17 protein-coding genes are annotated in these 16,383 nt (G+C 75.5%); 9 read left to right on the top strand and 8 right to left on the bottom strand.

Going from position 1 to position 16,383, the window contains the following annotated elements:
- Positions 1–32: 32 nt before the first annotated feature.
- The 3 genes from pflA to AC5RWQ_RS25760 all read left to right on the top strand — a co-directional run bounded on the left by pflA (position 33) and on the right by AC5RWQ_RS25760 (position 1,480).
- Positions 33–749 (top strand): pyruvate formate-lyase-activating protein, encoded by a 717-nt coding sequence (gene pflA / locus AC5RWQ_RS25770; protein WP_494285222.1) that lies wholly within the window; start codon positions 33–35, stop codon positions 747–749.
- A gap of 95 nt (positions 750–844) precedes the next feature.
- Positions 845–1,135 carry a hypothetical protein gene (locus AC5RWQ_RS25765; protein ID WP_494285221.1) on the top strand — a complete coding sequence of 97 codons (291 nt, stop codon included), beginning with the start codon at positions 845–847 and terminating at the stop codon, positions 1,133–1,135.
- 174 nt (positions 1,136–1,309) lie between these two features.
- Positions 1,310–1,480, top strand: a complete 171-nt coding sequence (locus AC5RWQ_RS25760; protein WP_494285220.1) for a hypothetical protein — start codon at positions 1,310–1,312, stop codon at positions 1,478–1,480.
- Here AC5RWQ_RS25760 and AC5RWQ_RS25755 read toward each other — a convergent pair.
- Both AC5RWQ_RS25755 and AC5RWQ_RS25750 read right to left on the bottom strand, forming a co-directional pair.
- Entirely contained in the window at positions 1,456–1,926 is a 471-nt protein-coding gene (locus AC5RWQ_RS25755) for a cyclic nucleotide-binding domain-containing protein (protein ID WP_494285219.1), read from the bottom strand. The genes AC5RWQ_RS25760 and AC5RWQ_RS25755 overlap by 25 nt on opposite strands.
- Positions 1,927–1,985: 59 nt before the next feature.
- On the bottom strand, positions 1,986–2,405 hold the full coding sequence (locus tag AC5RWQ_RS25750; protein ID WP_334489785.1) for an Hsp20/alpha crystallin family protein: 420 nt from the start codon (positions 2,403–2,405) through the stop codon (positions 1,986–1,988).
- A gap of 178 nt (positions 2,406–2,583) precedes the next feature.
- Between AC5RWQ_RS25750 and AC5RWQ_RS25745 the strand changes: the two genes are divergently transcribed.
- The 3 genes from AC5RWQ_RS25745 to AC5RWQ_RS25735 all read left to right on the top strand — a co-directional run bounded on the left by AC5RWQ_RS25745 (position 2,584) and on the right by AC5RWQ_RS25735 (position 7,189).
- Positions 2,584–5,256 carry a cation-translocating P-type ATPase gene (locus AC5RWQ_RS25745; protein WP_494285218.1) on the top strand — a complete coding sequence of 891 codons (2,673 nt, stop codon included), beginning with the start codon at positions 2,584–2,586 and terminating at the stop codon, positions 5,254–5,256.
- A 21-nt stretch (positions 5,257–5,277) separates the two neighbouring features.
- Positions 5,278–6,174, top strand: coding sequence for a universal stress protein (locus AC5RWQ_RS25740; RefSeq protein ID WP_494285217.1), 897 nt, complete (start codon positions 5,278–5,280; stop codon positions 6,172–6,174).
- Positions 6,175–6,313: 139 nt separating this feature from the next.
- A complete protein-coding gene (locus AC5RWQ_RS25735; RefSeq protein ID WP_494285216.1) occupies positions 6,314–7,189 on the top strand; it encodes a universal stress protein in 876 nt (291 codons plus the stop codon).
- A 3-nt stretch (positions 7,190–7,192) separates the two neighbouring features.
- On the opposite strand, the gene AC5RWQ_RS25730 is transcribed toward AC5RWQ_RS25735, so the two are convergent.
- The 5 genes from AC5RWQ_RS25730 to AC5RWQ_RS25710 all read right to left on the bottom strand — a co-directional run bounded on the left by AC5RWQ_RS25730 (position 7,193) and on the right by AC5RWQ_RS25710 (position 11,133).
- Positions 7,193–7,816 (bottom strand): FMN reductase, encoded by a 624-nt coding sequence (locus tag AC5RWQ_RS25730; protein WP_494285215.1) that lies wholly within the window; start codon positions 7,814–7,816, stop codon positions 7,193–7,195.
- Positions 7,813–8,925: an LLM class flavin-dependent oxidoreductase gene (locus AC5RWQ_RS25725; protein WP_494285214.1), complete on the bottom strand. Its 1,113-nt coding sequence runs from the start codon at positions 8,923–8,925 to the stop codon at positions 7,813–7,815. Before AC5RWQ_RS25725 ends, AC5RWQ_RS25730 begins: the two co-directional genes overlap by 4 nt.
- A 124-nt stretch (positions 8,926–9,049) precedes the next feature.
- The gene (locus tag AC5RWQ_RS25720; RefSeq protein ID WP_334489769.1) at positions 9,050–9,325 is read right to left on the bottom strand and encodes a ubiquitin-like small modifier protein 1; all 276 of its coding nucleotides are present in this window, start codon (positions 9,323–9,325) and stop codon (positions 9,050–9,052) included.
- Positions 9,326–9,327: 2 nt separating this feature from the next.
- Complete coding sequence (locus tag AC5RWQ_RS25715; RefSeq protein WP_494285213.1) at positions 9,328–10,407, bottom strand: WD40/YVTN/BNR-like repeat-containing protein; 1,080 nt, start codon at positions 10,405–10,407, stop codon at positions 9,328–9,330.
- An 87-nt stretch (positions 10,408–10,494) separates the two neighbouring features.
- The gene (locus AC5RWQ_RS25710) at positions 10,495–11,133 is read right to left on the bottom strand and encodes a DNA-3-methyladenine glycosylase (protein ID WP_494285212.1); all 639 of its coding nucleotides are present in this window, start codon (positions 11,131–11,133) and stop codon (positions 10,495–10,497) included.
- Between the two features lie 263 nt (positions 11,134–11,396).
- Here AC5RWQ_RS25710 and AC5RWQ_RS25705 point away from each other — a divergent pair, with 263 nt between their 5' ends.
- The 3 genes from AC5RWQ_RS25705 (at position 11,397) to AC5RWQ_RS25695 (ending at position 14,874) form a co-directional block, all read left to right on the top strand.
- A complete protein-coding gene (locus AC5RWQ_RS25705) occupies positions 11,397–11,837 on the top strand; it encodes a hypothetical protein (protein ID WP_494285211.1) in 441 nt (146 codons plus the stop codon).
- Between the two features lie 128 nt (positions 11,838–11,965).
- Entirely contained in the window at positions 11,966–14,524 is a 2,559-nt protein-coding gene (locus tag AC5RWQ_RS25700; RefSeq protein WP_494285238.1) for an AMP-binding protein, read from the top strand.
- Positions 14,521–14,874: an MmcQ/YjbR family DNA-binding protein gene (locus AC5RWQ_RS25695; protein ID WP_494285210.1), complete on the top strand. Its 354-nt coding sequence runs from the start codon at positions 14,521–14,523 to the stop codon at positions 14,872–14,874. Before AC5RWQ_RS25700 ends, AC5RWQ_RS25695 begins: the two co-directional genes overlap by 4 nt.
- Positions 14,875–14,912: 38 nt before the next feature.
- Here the strand turns inward: AC5RWQ_RS25695 and argH are convergent, their stop codons facing one another.
- On the bottom strand, positions 14,913–16,376 hold the full coding sequence (gene argH / locus AC5RWQ_RS25690; protein ID WP_494285237.1) for an argininosuccinate lyase: 1,464 nt from the start codon (positions 16,374–16,376) through the stop codon (positions 14,913–14,915).
- Between the last annotated feature and the right edge of the window lie 7 nt (positions 16,377–16,383).

The raw sequence follows: 16,383 nt of genomic DNA, 5'->3' as shown, positions 1-16,383 counted from the left end.
TCCGGCCGGTCGGGGCTGAGCCCACCGGGGCGGTGCACTCCTGGGACGTCTCGGTCGGCGTGGACGGGCCGGGCACCCGGTTCGTGGCCTTCCTCGCCGGCTGCCCGCTGCGCTGCCGCTACTGCCACAGTCCCGACACCTGGTACCGGCGCAGCGGGCGGCACCGCACGGTGAACGACCTGATGGGCGAGATCGAGCGGTACCGCCGGTTCATCTCGGTCGCCGGCGGCGGGGTCACCCTCAGCGGCGGCGAGCCGCTGATGCAGCCCCGGTTCACCGGCGAGGTGCTGCGTCGCTGCCACGCCCTGGGCCTGCACACCGCGCTGGACACCTCCGGCTTCCTCGGCGCGCGCGCCGACGACGCCCTGCTCGACGCCACCGACCTGGTGCTGCTCGACGTCAAGTCCTGGGACCCGGCCACCTACCGCCGGGTTACCCGCACCGGGGCCGTCGCGCCGACGGTGCGGTTCGGCCGCCGGCTCGCCGAGCGCGGCACGCCGATCTGGATCCGGTTCGTGCTGGTGCCCGGGCTGACCGACGCGGTGGCCAACGTCGCGGGGATCGCCGACTACGCCGCCGGACTGGCCACCGTGCGGCGCGTCGAGGTGCTGCCGTTCCACCGGCTCGGCGCGCACAAGTACGCCGAGCTGGGCCTGACCTTCCCGCTCGCGGACACCGCACCGCCCACCCCGGAGCTGCTGTCCCGGGTACGCGGCCAGTTCGCCGAGCGGGGGCTAAGCGTGTACTGAGGGCGCCACCCGGCCCGACCGGTCGCGTTCACCCGGCCGATGGACCTACGCCCGGCCACGGCCCGCCGCCGGGCGCCGGCGCGCAGGATCGGTACATGCGGGCGATACGGGAGCGGCGAGGTCGACCGGCCGTCGCCGGTCCGCGCGCCGTCGCCGCGGTGGCGACCGGCGCCCTGGCGGTCGGTGCCCGGGCGATCGGCGCCGCGGCGATCGGCTCGCTGGCGGTGTCCGCGCTCGCCGGCGGGGCCGCGACGCTGGGCGTGCTGGCGATCGGCCGGCTGGCGGTGCGCCGGGCCATGATCCGGGAGCTGCGCATCGGCCGGCTAGAGGTGGACGAGCTGATCGTGCACCGGCGCGCCGACCCGGCGCTGGACGGCAACGAATAACGGACAGTGCCCACTGTGGCACGGGTGGTCACCACCCGCTACCAATGATGAGGTGCTCTGGGGTGGGCTCGCCGTGCTGGCGTTGGCCGCGATCCAGCCGGCGAACTTCCTGGCCGACGGCGTGTGGCGCGACGGACGGGGACGTGCGACGCGCCCCGAGGCGTCCCGTACGCCGTGGGGAGCTTCCTCGGCCAGGGCCTCGTAGTCGTCCTGCTGGCCGTCGCCGCGACCCTCGCCGCGCGTACCCTGGTCGGCCGCCGGCGCGGCGGCGGGTGGAAGCTGGCCCGCGCGCGGCGATCCCGGGAGCAGAGGCGGGCGGATCAGCTCGCCGACGAGGTCGGGTAGCCGTACAGGCCGAGCAGGCGTACCCGGGACGCCTGGAGCCGGTCCACCACCACGGCCATGAACCGGGTGGTCAGCTGCCGGCCGAGCGCGTCGTCGGACTCCATCAGCCGGCGCACCCCCTCGGCGGTGAACTCCACCGTGGTGGTCCGCTGCACGGCGACCGCGCCGAACTGCCACCGGTACGGCGGGAAGAGCCAGGACCAGCCCAGCACCCCGCCCGGGCCGATCGTCTCGATCCCCACGTCACCGCGGCCGGGCACCGCGAAGTCCAGCGCCACCTCGCCGCCGCGGACCAGCCAGAACCGTTCCGCCGGCTGGTCGGCCCGGAACAGCCGGTGCCCCGGATGCCAGACCACCGGCCGGGCGTACGCGGTGAGCCGGGGCAGCCACTCCTGCGGCAGCCCGGCGAGGAACGGGTGTTCGCGGAGCATCTCCAGCGGCGTCATGACGGTGTTCCCTTCCAACGGTGCGGGGCCCGGCGCCATGCCGGGCCCCTGGAGTCGCCTCACCGCTTCCCACCGTGCTCCACGGTGACCGGGATCTCCCGCGCGGCCGGTTCGGTGTCGCCGACCGCCGCGGTGATCTGGAGGATGCCGTCGGCGTAGCGGGCGGCGATGGTCTCCGGCTTGACCCCCGGCGGCAGCGGGATCAGGCGGGAGAAGGACCCGTAGTGGAACTCGGAGCGGACTTTCTCCGCGTGGCTCTCCCGGCGTACCACGTCCAGCCGCAGGGTCTCCCCGGTGCGGGTGATGCGGACGTCCTTGGCCGGGTCGATCCCCGGCAGCTCGGCGCGGACGACGTACCGGTCGCCGTCGAGGTAGTCCTCGATCCGGATCGTCGGCGCGAGCAGCGGGAACCAGGACAGGTTGGTCCAGTCGAACGGCGCGAGCGTGCCGCCGCCCCTGAACTTCGTGACGGTGGACATCATCGACCTCCTTGTCGGTTGTCCTGCCTCCATCCGACTCCTGCCGGGGCGGTCGCCGTCAGGGCCGTTGGTCCCGGACCGGGCGGGCGCTGCGCCTCTGCCCCGGGCACCGCCGCCCGGGGGACGGTGGAGCGGGACGGCGTGCCCGCGACACGCCGCGTGAGGCGGGGAGTAACCGGTGACGCCATCCGGTCGGACGGTGCTGGCGGGCGACCACGGGGAGGCCGGGACGCCGGCCGGTCTCGGTGCGGTCGAGGCCGCCGAGCGACTGCGCGCGGACGGGCCGAACATCGTCGCCGCGCCGCCCCGCCGGCGGCTCTCCGGCCGGGTCCTGCACCAGCTCACCGATCCCCTGGTCGCCCTGCTGCTGGCCGCGGCGGCGGTCACCACCGTGCTCGGCGACTGGCCGGACAGCGCGGTGATCGCCCTGGTGGTGGCGGTGAACACGGTGATCGGCGTGGTGCAGGAGGTACGCGCCGACCGGGCGGTCGCCGCGCTGGACCGGCTCGCGGCGCCGACCGCGCGGGTGGTCCGGGACGGCCGGGACCTGGTGGTGCCGGCCGCCGAGGTGGTCCGCGACGACCTGGTCCGGGTCGAGGCCGGCGACGTGGTCCCCGCCGACCTGCTGCTGGTGGACGCGAACCGGCTACGCCTGGACGAGTCGGCGCTGACCGGCGAGTCGGTGCCGGTGGGACGGGCCGCCGGCGAGGAGGCGTCCGCCGGGACGGTGGTCACCACCGGTCGGGCCGCCGGCACGGTGCTGCGGACCGGGGCGACGAGCGCGCTGGGTCGGATCAGCACGCTCGTCGCCGGCACCCGGCCCGCCGACACCCCGTTGCAGCGCCGGCTGGCCGCCCTCGGCCGGGTCCTCGGGCTGGCCGTGGTGGCCCTGTCCGGGTTGGTCTTCGTCATCGGCCTGGCCGGCGGCCGGCCGGTGGTGGAGATGGCGGTCACCGCGGTGAGCCTCGTGGTGGCGGCGGTGCCGGAGTCGCTGCCGGCGGTGGTGACGCTGGCGCTGGCGCTGGGCGCCCGCCGGATGGCCGCCGCCCGGGCCATCCCCCGCCGGTTGCACGCGGTGGAGACGCTCGGCTCGGTGACCGTGATTGCCTCGGACAAGACCGGCACGCTGACCCAGGGGCGGATGGCGGTGCAGCAGGCGGTCACCGCCGACGGGGCGAGGTACGACATCACCGGCGTCGGGTACGCCCCGGAGGGGGCGGTGCGCCGGGACGGCGCGGCGGTGGTCGTACCCGAGGAGCTACGCCGGCTGGCGCGGGCCGGGCTGCTCTGCAACGACGCGGCGCTCTCCCCGCCCGACGGCGACCGGCCCGACTGGGGCGCGGTGGGCGACCCGCTGGAGGCGGCGCTGGTGGCGTTCGCGGCCCGGTGCGGCCTCGACCCCGGCCCGACCCGGGCTGCCTGGCCGCGGCTCGCCGAGCACCCGTTCGACCAGGCCACCCGCCGGATGGTCACCGTGCACCGGGCCTGTGACCGGCGCTACCTGGTGGTCTGCAAGGGCGCACCGGAGAGCGTCCTCACCGCCCCGCTGCTGGACGCCACAGACGGGGAGATCGCCGCGCTGGCCGCCGCCGCGCACCGGCTGGCCGGCGCCGGGCTGCGCGTCCTCGCCGTGGCCACCGCCCTGGTGGAGGAGGCGCCCGACCCGGCCGCGCCGACCGGCCTGCGCCCCGTCGGGCTGGTCGCGGTCGGGGACCCGCTGCGCGCGGGGGCCGCCGGGACCGTCGCCGAGTTCGAGGCCGCCGGGGTACGGCTGCTGCTGGTCACCGGGGACCACCCGGCCACCGCGGCGGCGATCGGCGGGCAGCTCGGGCTCTGGCGCGACGGCGACCCGCTCGCCTGCGGCGACGACGACGAACCGGCCGCCGCGCACCCGCGGACCCGGGTGTTCGCCCGGACCCAACCGGAGCAGAAGCTCGACCTCGTCGCCGACCTCCAGACGCGGGGGCACGTGGTGGCGATGACCGGCGACGGGGTCAACGACGCCCCGGCGCTGCGCCGGGCCGACATCGGGGTGGCGATGGGCGGCGGCACCGAGGTGGCCCGGCAGGCCGCCGATCTGGTGCTGGTCGACGACGACCTGTCCACGGTGGCCGCCGCGATCGGCGAGGGCCGGCGGATCTACGACAACATCCGCCGGTTCCTGCGCTACGCGCTCGCCGGCGGGGTGGCGGAGATCGCGGTGATGCTGCTCGGGCCGCTGTGCGGGCTGCCGGTGCCGCTGCTGCCCGCGCAGATCCTCTGGGTCAACCTGCTCACCCACGGCGTGCCGGGGGTGGCGCTGGGCGCCGAGCCGGCGGAGCCCGGCACGCTGCGCCGGGCGCCCCGCTCGCCGTCCGAGTCGGTGCTCGGCGCCGGCCTCGGCCGGGACGTGCTGGTCACCGGTGCGCTGATCGCGGCGGTGGTGCTCGGCGCCGGGGTGGTCGCCGCGGGCCGCGACCTGCCCTGGCAGTCGGTGGTCTTCGTGGTGCTCGGCCTGGCCCAGCTCGGCGTGGCGCTGGCGGTGCGCTCGCCCCGGGCGCCGCGAGCCCGACGGGCCAACCCGGGGCTGCTCGTCGCGGTGGCGGTGTCGGCGGCGCTCCAGGTCGGCGGGGTGCTGCTGGCGCCGCTGCGGGAGCTGCTCGGCACCGATCCGCTGGGGCCGGGCGTCCTGCTGGCCTGCGCGGGGGTGAGCACCCTGCCGGGGTTGGCGCTGCGGCTGGCCCGCGGCCGGTGCGCCGGTGCCGGCCCGACCCTGCCCGCGCCCCGGCACCCCCTGGACGGGACGGGACCAACGGCCCGGGGCGCGTGGTCGACCGGCCCTGACCGGGCGACCGGGCGCGGACGAGGCTGAAGGTGGACGAAGGAGGACGTGATGACCATCAGATCCGGTGCCCCCGTCGTGGTCGGCGTCGACGGTTCCACCTCGGCCCTGGACGCGGTGCGGGTCGCCGCGCGGGAGGCCGCGGCACGGCACCGTCCGCTGCGCGTGGTGCACGCGTTCATCTGGCCGCTCTACGGCATGCCGCTGGGCCCGGTCCCGGGCGGCCCGCCCGACGCCGGCCTGCGCCAGCAGGCCGAACGGTACGTCGCCGACGCGGTCACCGAGGCCGGCAAGATCGCACCCGAGGTCACCGTCACCGGCGAGGTGGTCGACGGCGCGCCCACCCCGGTGCTGCGGCGCGAGTCCCGGGACGCGGCGCTGCTGGTGCTCGGCCACCGTGGCCTCGGCGGCTTCGCCGAGCTGCTGATCGGCTCGGCGGCGGTGCAGGTCTCCGCCCGCGCGGACTGCCCGGTGCTGGTGGTCAAGGGCGAGGCCCGGGCCGACGGACCGGTGCTGGTCGGCGTCGACGGCTCGGCGTCGTCGACCGAGGCGCTCGGGTTCGCCTTCGAGGAGGCCGCGCTGCGGCACACCGCGCTGGTGGCGGTGCACGCCTGGCTCGTCCCCGTCCCGGTCGGCCCCGGCGACATCCTGCCGCTGGTGTACGACGTGGACGCGCTCGCCGCCGAGGAGGGGCGGATGCTCGCCGAGGCGGTGGCCGGCTGGTCCGAGCGGTACCCGGACGTGCCGGTGCGGCACCGCGTCGCGCACGGCGCGGCGTCCCGGGTGCTGGTGGAGGAGTCCGCCGCGGCGCAGCTCACCGTGGTCGGGGCGCACGGTCGGGGCGCCCTCGCCGGGGCGCTGCTCGGTTCGGTGAGCCACGCGGTGCTGCACCACTCGCACAGCCCGCTGGCGATCGTGCGGCACCACCGCGAGGGTGGAAAGGACTGAGCCCCGCCCACCCCGTCCGCGTCGGCCACTCCCCACGGCCGGCGCGGACGCGCGTACGGGGCCGGCGCGCGACGGCGCGTCCGACCCGACGCGGGCGGTCCACCCGTCCACAATGACCTGACCGACCCTGGGAGCGCCGATGAACCGACCTGTCGTGGTGGGCGTGGACGGATCACCGTCCAGCCTGGTCGCCGCCGAGCACGCGGCCCACGCCGCCGTGCTGCGGTCCCGGCCGCTGCACCTGGTGCACGGCTACCTGCACCCGCTCGGCTACGGGGTGCCGCTGAACCCGTACGACCTGGGGGTGCCGGCGCCGTCGGCGGAGGCGGAGAAGATGCTGGCCCGTACCGCCGCCGACCTGGCCGGGCGCTGGCCCGGCCTGACCGTCGAGGTGCGCCAGGTCGCCGGCGGCCCGGGCGCCACCCTGGTCGAGGAGTCCCGCCGCGCGGAGCTGGTGGTGGTGGGCAGCCGGGGCCTGGGCGGCTTCGCCGGGCTGCTGCTCGGCTCGGTCGGCGCCCAGGTCGCCGCGCACGCGCACTGCCCGGTGCTGGTGGTCCGCCCCGAGGAACAGCCGATCCCGGTGGACGGGCCCGTGCTGGCCGGGGTGGACGGCTCGGATGCCGCCCGGCTCGCCGCCGGGTACGCCGCCGACGAGGCGGTCCGCCGCGGCACGCCGCTGGTGCTGGTGCACGTCGGTCCGCCCGAGGAGGAGCGCGCGGTGCCGGACGAGATCGAGGAGTCGCGGGCCGCGTACCGGGCGCAGGCGGTGCGGCTGCTCGCCGAGGCGTCCGCCGCCGTCCGGGCCGACCACCCGGACCTGGTGGTGCGGGAGCACCCGGTCCGGGCGGCCGGCCCGGCGCAGGGGCTGGTCGAGGCGAGCGGCGGGGCGGCGCTGCTGGCGGTGGGGACCCGCGGCCGGGGTGGCTTCGCCGGGCTGCTGCTCGGCTCGGTCAGCCAGGTGGTGACCCAGCACGCGCACTGCCCGGTGCTGGTCGCCCACCCGTACCGGGGCTGAGCCTCACTCCTCCCGGCGGCCGAGCACCTCGGCGAAGTCGGTGGTCAGGGCGAACGGGTCGGCCGGCCCGGTGGACGGCGGGCGGCGGTCGACCTGGTCGGCCAGTTCCGCGCCGGCCCGCCGGATCCGGGCGCGCAGCGCGCCGTCCGCGCCGCCGCCCGACCAGTCCTCCGGGGCGGCGAAGACGGCGGTGGGCACCACCACGGCCCGCAGGTAGCTGAACATCGGGCGGACCGCGTGTTCCAGGGCGAGCGAGTGCCGCGCGGTGCCGCCGGTGGCGCCGATCAGCACCGGCCGATCTTCCAGCGCGCCGGAGTCCAGCACGTCGAAGAAGGACTTGAAGAGCCCGTTGTACGACGCGTTGAAGATCGGCGTGACGGCGATCAGCCCGTCGGCGCCGGCCACCGCGTCGAGCGCCTCTCGTAGCGCGCCCGACGGGAAGCCGGTGAGCAGGTTGTTCACCACGTCGTGGGCGTGGTCGCGCAGCTCGACGGTGCGCAGCTCCACCTCGGCGCCGCGCCGGACCAGCTCGTCACGGGCGGCCGTGGCGAGCTGGTCGGCGAGCAGCCGGGTCGAGGAGGGCTGGCTCAGCCCGGCGGAGACCACGGCGAGGGTACGTCGGGTCATCGCGCGCTCTCCGCGCCGGCGCCGGCCAGCTCCGCGGCCTCGCGAGCGGCGACCAGCGACGCGTGGGTGGGCGCCTCGGGCACGTGCGCCGGACGCAGCGCGTCGAACTCCTTGCGCAGCACCGGGACGACCTCCTCGCCGAGGATGTCGAGCTGTTCCAGCACGGTCTTCAGCGACAGGCCGGCGTGGTCGACCAGGAAGAGCTGGCGCTGGTAGTCGCCGACGTACTCCCGGAAGCCGAGGGTCCGGTCGATGACCTCCTGCGGGCTGCCCACGGTCAGCGGGGTCTCCCGGCTGAACTCCTCCAGCGACGGCCCGTGCCCGTAGACCGGGGCGTTGTCGAAGTACGGCCGGAACTCCCGGACCGCGTCCTGCGAGTTCCTCCGGACGAACACCTGCCCGCCGAGGCCGACGATCGCCTGCTCGGGCGAGCCGTGGCCGTAGTGGGCGTAGCGCTCCCGGTAGAGCCCGACCATCCGCTGGGTGTGCTCCTTGGGCCAGAAGATGTGGTTGGCGAAGAAGCCGTCACCGTAGTACGCGGCCTGCTCGGCGATCTCCGGGCTGCGGATGGAGCCGTGCCAGACGAAGGGCGGCACGCCGTCGAGCGGGCGGGGGGTCGAGGTGAACGACTGCAACGGGGTGCGGAAGCGTCCCTTCCAGTCGACCACGTCCTCGCGCCAGAGCCGGTGCAGCAGCTCGTAGTTCTCGATGGCCAGCGGGATGCCGGCGCGGATGTCCTTGCCGAACCACGGGTAGACCGGACCGGTGTTGCCGCGCCCCATCATCAGGTCCACCCGGCCGTCGGCCAGGTGCTGGAGCATGGCGTAGTCCTCGGCGATCTTCACCGGGTCGTTGGTGGTGATCAGCGTGGTCGAGGTGGAGAGCAGCAGCCGGGACGTCCGCGCCGCGATCCAGCCCAGCATGGTGGTGGGCGAGGAGGGCACGAACGGCGGGTTGTGGTGCTCGCCGGTGGCGAAGACGTCGAGGCCGACCTCCTCGGCCTTGACGGCGATGGCCACCATCGCCTTGATCCGCTCATGCTCGGTCGGTTCCCGCCCGTTGGTCGGGTCGACCGTGACGTCGCCGACGGTGAAGATCCCGAACTGCATGACCAGCTCCTCGCGTGTCCGACCGGGATGGTGTCACCCGGACGACGCGCACAACATGTTTGACGGATCAACTATTCCAGTTCCGTCGTATCGGGTCCGACCCGACCAGGTGCGGTGCAGGGCGTCAGCCGCCGGCCACCGAGGGGAGCACCTGAACCTCGGCGCCCTCGGCCACCGGCGCCGCCACTCCCCCGGCGTGCCGACAGTCCTCCCCGTCCACGTAGAGGTTGACGTAGCGGCGCAGCTCGCCACGCTCGTCGCGGATCCGGCGGGCCAGCCGGGGCCAGGAGGCGGCCAGCGCGTCGAGGACCGCGCCAACCGACCCGGACGCCTCGACGGTGAGGCGGCTGGCGCCGCCGGCCTCGCCGCGCAGCGGACCGGGAACCAGGACGGTGACCATCTCTACACCTCCGCGGCGCGGACGCAGAGCACGTCGGGCAGGTGGGCGGCGACCTGGGACCAGGAGTCGCCGTCGTCCCGGCTGGCGTAGACCTCGCCGGAGCGGGTGCCGAAGTAGACGTCCGAGGAGTCCCCGGCGCACATCGCGTCGCGCAGCACCGACGGGTAGAACGGCCCCTCCGGCAGGCCCACCGAGAGCGGCTCCCACTTGCCGCCGGCGTCGGCGGAGCGGAACACCCGGCACCGGTGCTCGACCGGGAAGCGCTCCCCGTCGGCCACCAGCGGGAACGCGAAGACCGTGCCGGGGCGGGACGGGTGCGCCACGATCGGGAAGCCGAAGTCGCTGGGCAGGCCGGCGGCGATCGACGTCCAGCTGCGCCCGTCGTCGTCGGAGCGGTAGACGCCGTGATGGTTCTGCGCGTAGAGCCGATCGGGGTTGCCGGCGTCCCGGGCGATCTTGTGCACGCACTGGCCGAACTCGGGCCACTCGTCGGGGAGGAAGTAGGCGCGGATGCCGGTGTTGGCCGGGGACCAGCTCGCCCCGGCGTCGGCCGAACGGTAGACGCCGCCGGTGGACATCGCGACGGTGATCCGTTGCGGATCGGTCGGGTGCGGCAGCACCGTGTGCACGGCCTGCCCGCCGAAGCCGGCGCTCCACTCCTGCCGGTGCGGGTGGTCCCAGAGCGAGCGGACCAGGGTGAAGCTGTGCCCGCCGTCGTCGGAGCGGAACAGCGCCGAGGGCTCGGTGCCGGCCCAGACCACGTCGGGAGCGTCGGGGCCGGCCGGGGTGAGCTGCCAGACCCGGCCGAGGGTGGCCCCGGTGTCGGCCGGGAAGGCGACCGGCGCCTGCTCGGGCTCGACCCAGGAGGCGCCCAGGTCGTCACTGGTGGCGACGCTCGGCCCGAAATGCGAGCTGGTCATGCCGGCCAGCAGCCGGGGCGTGCCGCGCCGCCGGTCCACGGCGACGGCGTAGACCCCGGTCATCGGGAAGTGCGGCCCGCTCACCTCCCAGTCGGCGCGGGCGCCCTCCCGGGTGGCCAGGAAGAGCCCCTTGGCGGTGCCGATCGCGAGCAGCGTGGGCATGACCGTCCTCCGATCCATTGGCGAGCGCGTGGCGTGATTATGGCCACACCCACCGACAGAAGCGCCAGGACCACGCCGGGAGCGGGCTCAGCCCCGGCGGCGCGGCACGTGCCGGCGGTAGCTGCTCACCGTCGGGTCGCCGGTGATCCAGAAGCGCCAGGGCAGGTCGTGCGCGCCGGTCACGCCGACCCGGGGGCCGGCCGAGACGTCCGCCCCGGGCACCGGCGTCACCGCCGGGCGCAGCCGGACCGGGCCGTCGCCGAGCAGGTCCACGCCGTACGCGGAGCGGTCGATGCCGAGGGTGGCGCAGAGCCGCGCCGGGCCCCGGGCCAGGTCCACGTCCCGGCGTACGGTCCGACGGCGGGCGCGGGCCTCGGCGATGCCGTCGACCACCTCGCCGGCGCGCACCAGCACCGCGGCGGCCTCGCCGTCCGGCCCGGTGACCACGTTCATGCACCAGTGCATGCCGTAGGTGAAGTAGACGTAGGCGTGCCCGGCCGGGCCGAACATCACCGCGTTGCGCGGGGTACGCCCCCGGTACGCGTGCGACGCCGGATCGCCGGCCGTCCCCGCGTACGCCTCGACCTCGGTGATCCGGACAGTGACCCCGCCGGCGGAGAGGCGGCAGCCGAGCAGCCCCTGCGCGGCCGGCAGCACCGGCCCGTCGAGCAGCTCGGCCAGCGCGCCGTCGACCTGGCTGGTCACCCGCTCACCCCGTGACGACATGGGCCGACCCTATCCGGGGCTCGCGCCGACGGTCCGTCGATGGGGAAGGCATTTGTCACGAAGCTGACACCTGTCGATCCGCCGCAACCGGGCACCGCCCCCGCGGGTGTCACTCCTGTCGCCCGCCTCACCGGGCGGCACACACGGGGGTGGTGGAGACATGACCGCCCGGCGGGCCCAGCCCGCCGGGCGGCGCGCGGTCCGCTTCGCCGGGCCCGCCGCCCGTGGTGGACCACGGTCGTCCCATCGAGAAGGAGAAACCCATGAAGGCACTGACGTCCCGGACCTCGCTGGCCGCGCTCGGCGCGCTGGCGCTCGGCGCGGTCCTGGCGACCGCGCAGCCCGCCGCCGCGGCGGTGGTGTCGGACACCGGCCCGCTCCGGTCGCTGGAGCTCGGCAGCGAGGCCACGATCGACGCGAAGGGCGCCGTGGTGTTCGCCGCGGTGACCGTCACCTGCGACCCGGGCTACTACGGCAGCATTCAGGTCAACCTCACCCAGAGCGCGGCGAACCGCCTCGCGAAGGGCACCGCGACGAAGGAGGTGACCTGCGACGGCACGGCTCAGCAGTTGCAGCTCACCGTGGTCGCGTCCGAGCGGCCGTTCCGCACCGGCGAGGCCTGGGGATCGGCGTCCGCCCTGGTCTGCGGCGACACGGGCTGCATGTCGCTGTTCGAGGAGCATGTCGTCACCATCGTCAAGTGAGGTGGGGCGGTCCCGGGGCCGTGACCAGCGGCTCCGGGGACGCCTCCCCGACGATCTCCGCCGCCCAGCCTGACTGGTGAGGGAAGGCTTACCTTAGTATTGCCGCCGTGACCTCACCGCCCGAGCTGATGCCGGCCGTCGCCGAGGTGCCGTTCGTCCGCGAGCTGGCCCGCCACGGCGACCGTCCCGCCGTCGTGACCGCCGCCGGCACGATGTCGTACGCCGAGCTGGCCGCCCGCGTCGACGACGTCGCGCGCCGGCTCGGCGGGCACCGGCGGCTCGTCCTGGTGGCCGGCGCCAACACCGTCGACGCGCTGGTGACCTACCTCGGCGCGCTGCGCGGCGGGCATCCGGTCCTGCTGGTGCCCGGCGACGGCCCGGCGACCGCGGCGCTGGCCCGGGCGTACGACCCGGACGTGGTGGCCGGCCCGGTCGACGGCGCCTGGAGGCTCACCGAACGGCGGGCCGGCTCGGCGCACGACCTGCACCCCGACCTGGCGCTGCTGCTGAGCACCTCCGGGTCGACCGGCTCACCGAAGCTGGTCCGGCTCTCGCCCGACAACCTCCAGGCCAACGCCGAGGCGATCGCCGACTACCTCGGGGTACGGCAGAGCGACCGGGCGGCGACCAGCCTGCCGCTGCACTACTGCTACGGGCTGTCGGTGGTGCACAGCCACCTGGCCCGGGGCGCCGCGCTGGTGCTCACCGACCGCTCCGTGGCCGACGACTGCTTCTGGGAGCTGTTCCGGGCCGCCCGGGCCACCAGCCTGGCCGGGGTGCCGTACACCTTCGACCTGCTGGACCGGGTCGGCTTCGCGGCGATGAACCTGCCGCACCTGCGCTACGTCACGGTCGCCGGCGGGCGCCTCGCGCCGGATAAGGTGGTCCGCTTCGCCGAGCTGGGCCGGCGCGCCGGCTGGGACCTCTTCGTCATGTACGGCCAGACCGAGGCCACCGCACGGATGGCGTACCTGCCCCCGGACCTGGCGCTGACCCGGCCGGAGGCGATCGGCGTGCCGGTCCCTGGCGGCCGGTTCCGGCTCGCGCCGGTGGCCGACCAGCCCGACGGCGTGGGTGAGCTGGTGTACACCGGCCGCAACGTGATGCTCGGCTACGCCGAGAGCCCGGCGGACCTCGCCTCGGGCCGTACCGTCGAGGAGCTGCACACCGGCGACCTGGCCCGGCGCGGCCCGGACGGCCTCTGGGAGCTGGTGGGCCGGCGCAGCCGGTTCGCCAAGATCCTCGGCCTGCGGGTCGACCCGCAGCGGGTCGAGGCGCTGCTCGCCGCGCACGGGGTGGCGGCGGCCTGCCTGGGCGCCGACGACGAGCTGCTGGTCGCCGTGGCCGGGGAGGGCGAACCGGGCCGGGTCCGCCGGCTGGTCGCCCGGGAGGTGGGCCTGCCGCCCCGCGCGGTCCGGGTGCTGTCGCTGCCCGAACTGCCCCGGCTGGCCAACGGAAAGGTGGACCATCCGGCGCTGCGCGCGCTGGCGACGGCTGCCCCACCGACCGCGCCACCGTCCGTCGCGCCGGCCGCCGACCTGTGCCAGCTCTACGCCGAGGTGCTGGACCGCACCGACGTCACCCCGGACCGCAGCTTCGTCGACCTGGGCGGCGACTCGCTGTCGTACGTCGAGATGTCGGTCCGGCTGGAGCAGCTGCTCGGGCAGCTCCCGCCGAACTGGCACCTGCTGCCGATCGGGTCGCTCCCTACGCCGCCCGTCGGGCGGCCCCGCCGGCGCCGCTCGCTGGAGACCAGCGTGGCGCTGCGCGCGGTGGCGATCGTGCTGATCGTCGGCTCGCACATCCCGCTGTTCACCCTCACCGGCGGCGCCCACCTGCTGCTCGCCGTCGCCGGCTTCAACTTCGCCCGGTTCCAGCTCGCCGACACCGGCCGGGCCGGCCGGCTACGCCAGATCCGGGCCGGACTGGGCCGGATCGTGCTGCCCACCATGGCCTGGATCGCGGCGATGCTGGTGGTCACCGACCAGTACCGGCTGAGCACCCTGCTGCTGCTCAACAGCCTGGTCGGGCCGGCGGACGGGCGGACCGAGTGGCACTTCTGGTTCATCGAGGCGCTGGTGACGATCCTGCTGGCGATGGCCGCGCTGCTGGCCGTGCCCCGCATCGACCGGCTGGAACGGCGCTTCCCGTTCGGCCTGCCGGTCGCCCTCGCCGGGCTCGGCCTGGTCAGCCGGTACGACCTGCTCGGCCTGGACGCCCGCTACGACCTGCCCACCGGGGTGGTCGCGTTCTGGCTCTTCGCGCTCGGCTGGGCGTCCGCCCGGGCCGTCGGGGTCCGACAGCGACTGTTGGTGACCGCCGCTGCCGCGGCGACCGTGCCGGGCTTCTTCGGCCAGCCGCAGCGGGAGGCGTTGATCGTCGCCGGCTTCGCCCTGCTGACCTGGCTGCCGACCGTGCCAAGCCTGGGGCCGGTCAACCGGGTGGCCGGGGTGCTGGCGGGCAGCTCGCTCTACATCTACCTGACCCACTGGCAGGTCTACCCGCACCTGCGGGACCTGCCGTTGGTCGCGCTGGCCGCATCGCTGGCGCTGGGCATCGGGTACGCCGCGCTGGTCAACCGGTTCGGCCGGTGGCTGTCCCGGTGGCGTCCCGGTCCTCGGTCAACCGATCAAGGTCCGGGTCGGCCAGACTGGGCGGGCAACCGTGCCACCGGGAGGACACGATGACGCGCGAGGAGATGCTGGCGTACTGCCTGGCGATGCCGGGCGCCTGGCTGGACCGGCCCTGGGAGGGCGACGAGGTGGTGAAGGTGGGCAGTCGGATCTTCGCCTTCCTCGGCGCCCCGAACGGCGAGGCACGACTCGGCGTGAAGTGCGGGCCCAGCCGGGAGGTGGCCGACGAGTGGCTGCACCGGTTCCCGGCGGACGCGAAGGCGTCGCCGTACATCGGGCGGTCGGGCTGGAACAGCCTGCGGCTCGACGGCGACATCCCCGACGACGAGCTGACCGAGGCGGCGGACGCCTCGTACGAGGCGGTGGTGGCGAAGCTGCCGAAGCGGGAGCGGCCGACGGCCTGAGGGCCGGCGCGGCCCACGCCGCGCCGACCCCGACGACCTCAGCGGGGTACGACCTGCTCGGCCGCCCACTCCCGCCAGCCGGCCAGCTTGTCCGCCGCGGCGGCGAGCTGGTCGGCGACCGGGCCGGGCCCGGTGGAGCCGGGCGTGGTCCGCGCGGCGAGCGCCGAGCGCACCGAGAGCACGTTGCGCACCGACGGGTCGAGGTGTTCGCTGACCGTGGCCAGGTCGGCGTCGGAGACCTCGTCCAGGGCGCACTCCCGGGCCACGCAGAGCGCTACCAGCTTGCCGGTGATCTCGTGCGCGTCGCGGAACGGCACGCCCCGGCGGACCAGCCAGTCGGCCACCTCGGTGGCCAGCGAGAAGCCCACCGGCGCGGCGGCGACCAACCGGTCGACCCGGACCGTCATCGTGGAGATCATCCCGGCGAGCGCCGGCAGCAGCAGCTCCAGGGTGTCGACCGCGTCGAAGGCCGGCTCCTTGTCCTCCTGCATGTCCCGGTCGTACGTCATGGGCAGGCCCTTGAGCATGGTGAGCACGCTCATCAGCCCGCCGACCAGCCGGCCGGACTTGCCCCGGGCCAGCTCGGCGATGTCGGCGTTCTTCTTCTGCGGCATGATCGACGATCCGGTGGCGAAGGCGTCGTCCAGCTCCACCCAGCCGAACTCGTGCGAGGTCCAGAGCACCACCTCCTCGCCGAGGCGGGACAGGTGCACGCCGACCAGCGCGGTGACGAAGAGGAACTCGGCGACGAAGTCCCGGTCGGCGACCGCGTCCATCGAGTTCGCGAAGGAGGTGCGGAAACCCAGTTCCTTGGAGACCGCCACCGGGTCCAGCGGCAGGCCCGAGCCGGCCAGCGCGCCCGCGCCGAGCGGGCTGATCGCCGTCCGGTAATCCCAGTCGCGCAACCGCTCCAGGTCCCGCAGCAACGGCTGCACGTGGGCGAGCAGCCAGTGCCCGAAGGTGACCGGCTGGGCGTGCTGGAGGTGGGTCATCCCGGGCGCGGCCGTGTCCACGTGCCGCTCGGCCTGCTCGACCAGGGCCTCGGCCAGCTCGACCAGCCGGGCGGCCACCCCGCGGGCGTGGTCACGCAGGTAGAGCCGCAGGTCGGTGGCGACCTGGTCGTTGCGGGACCGGCCGGCGCGCAGCTTGCCGCCGAGACTCCCCAACCGCTCCAGCAGGCCCCGCTCCAGCGCGGTGTGCACGTCCTCGTCGTCGATGGTGGGGCGGAACTGCCCGGAGGCGCAGGCCGCCTCCAGGTCGTCCAGCGCGGCGAGGATCCGGCCCAGCTCGTCCGGGTCGAGCAGCCCGGCGCCGGCCAGCACCCGGGCGTGCGCCCGGGAGCCGGCGAGGTCGTACGGGGCCAGGCGCCAGTCGAACTGGACGCTCACCGACAGCCGCGCGAGGGCCTCGGCGGGGCCGCCGGCGAACCGGCCGCCCCACAGGCTCGTCCGGTTGGTGGCGGCGCTGTTTTCGGTCAGGCTCTTGTCGTCCACCCCACCCATTGTGGTG

This window comes from Micromonospora sp. BS32 (assembly GCF_059089345.1).
The sequence above is the reverse complement of the archived record's forward strand: the minus strand, read 5'-3'. Positions and strand labels throughout refer to the sequence as shown.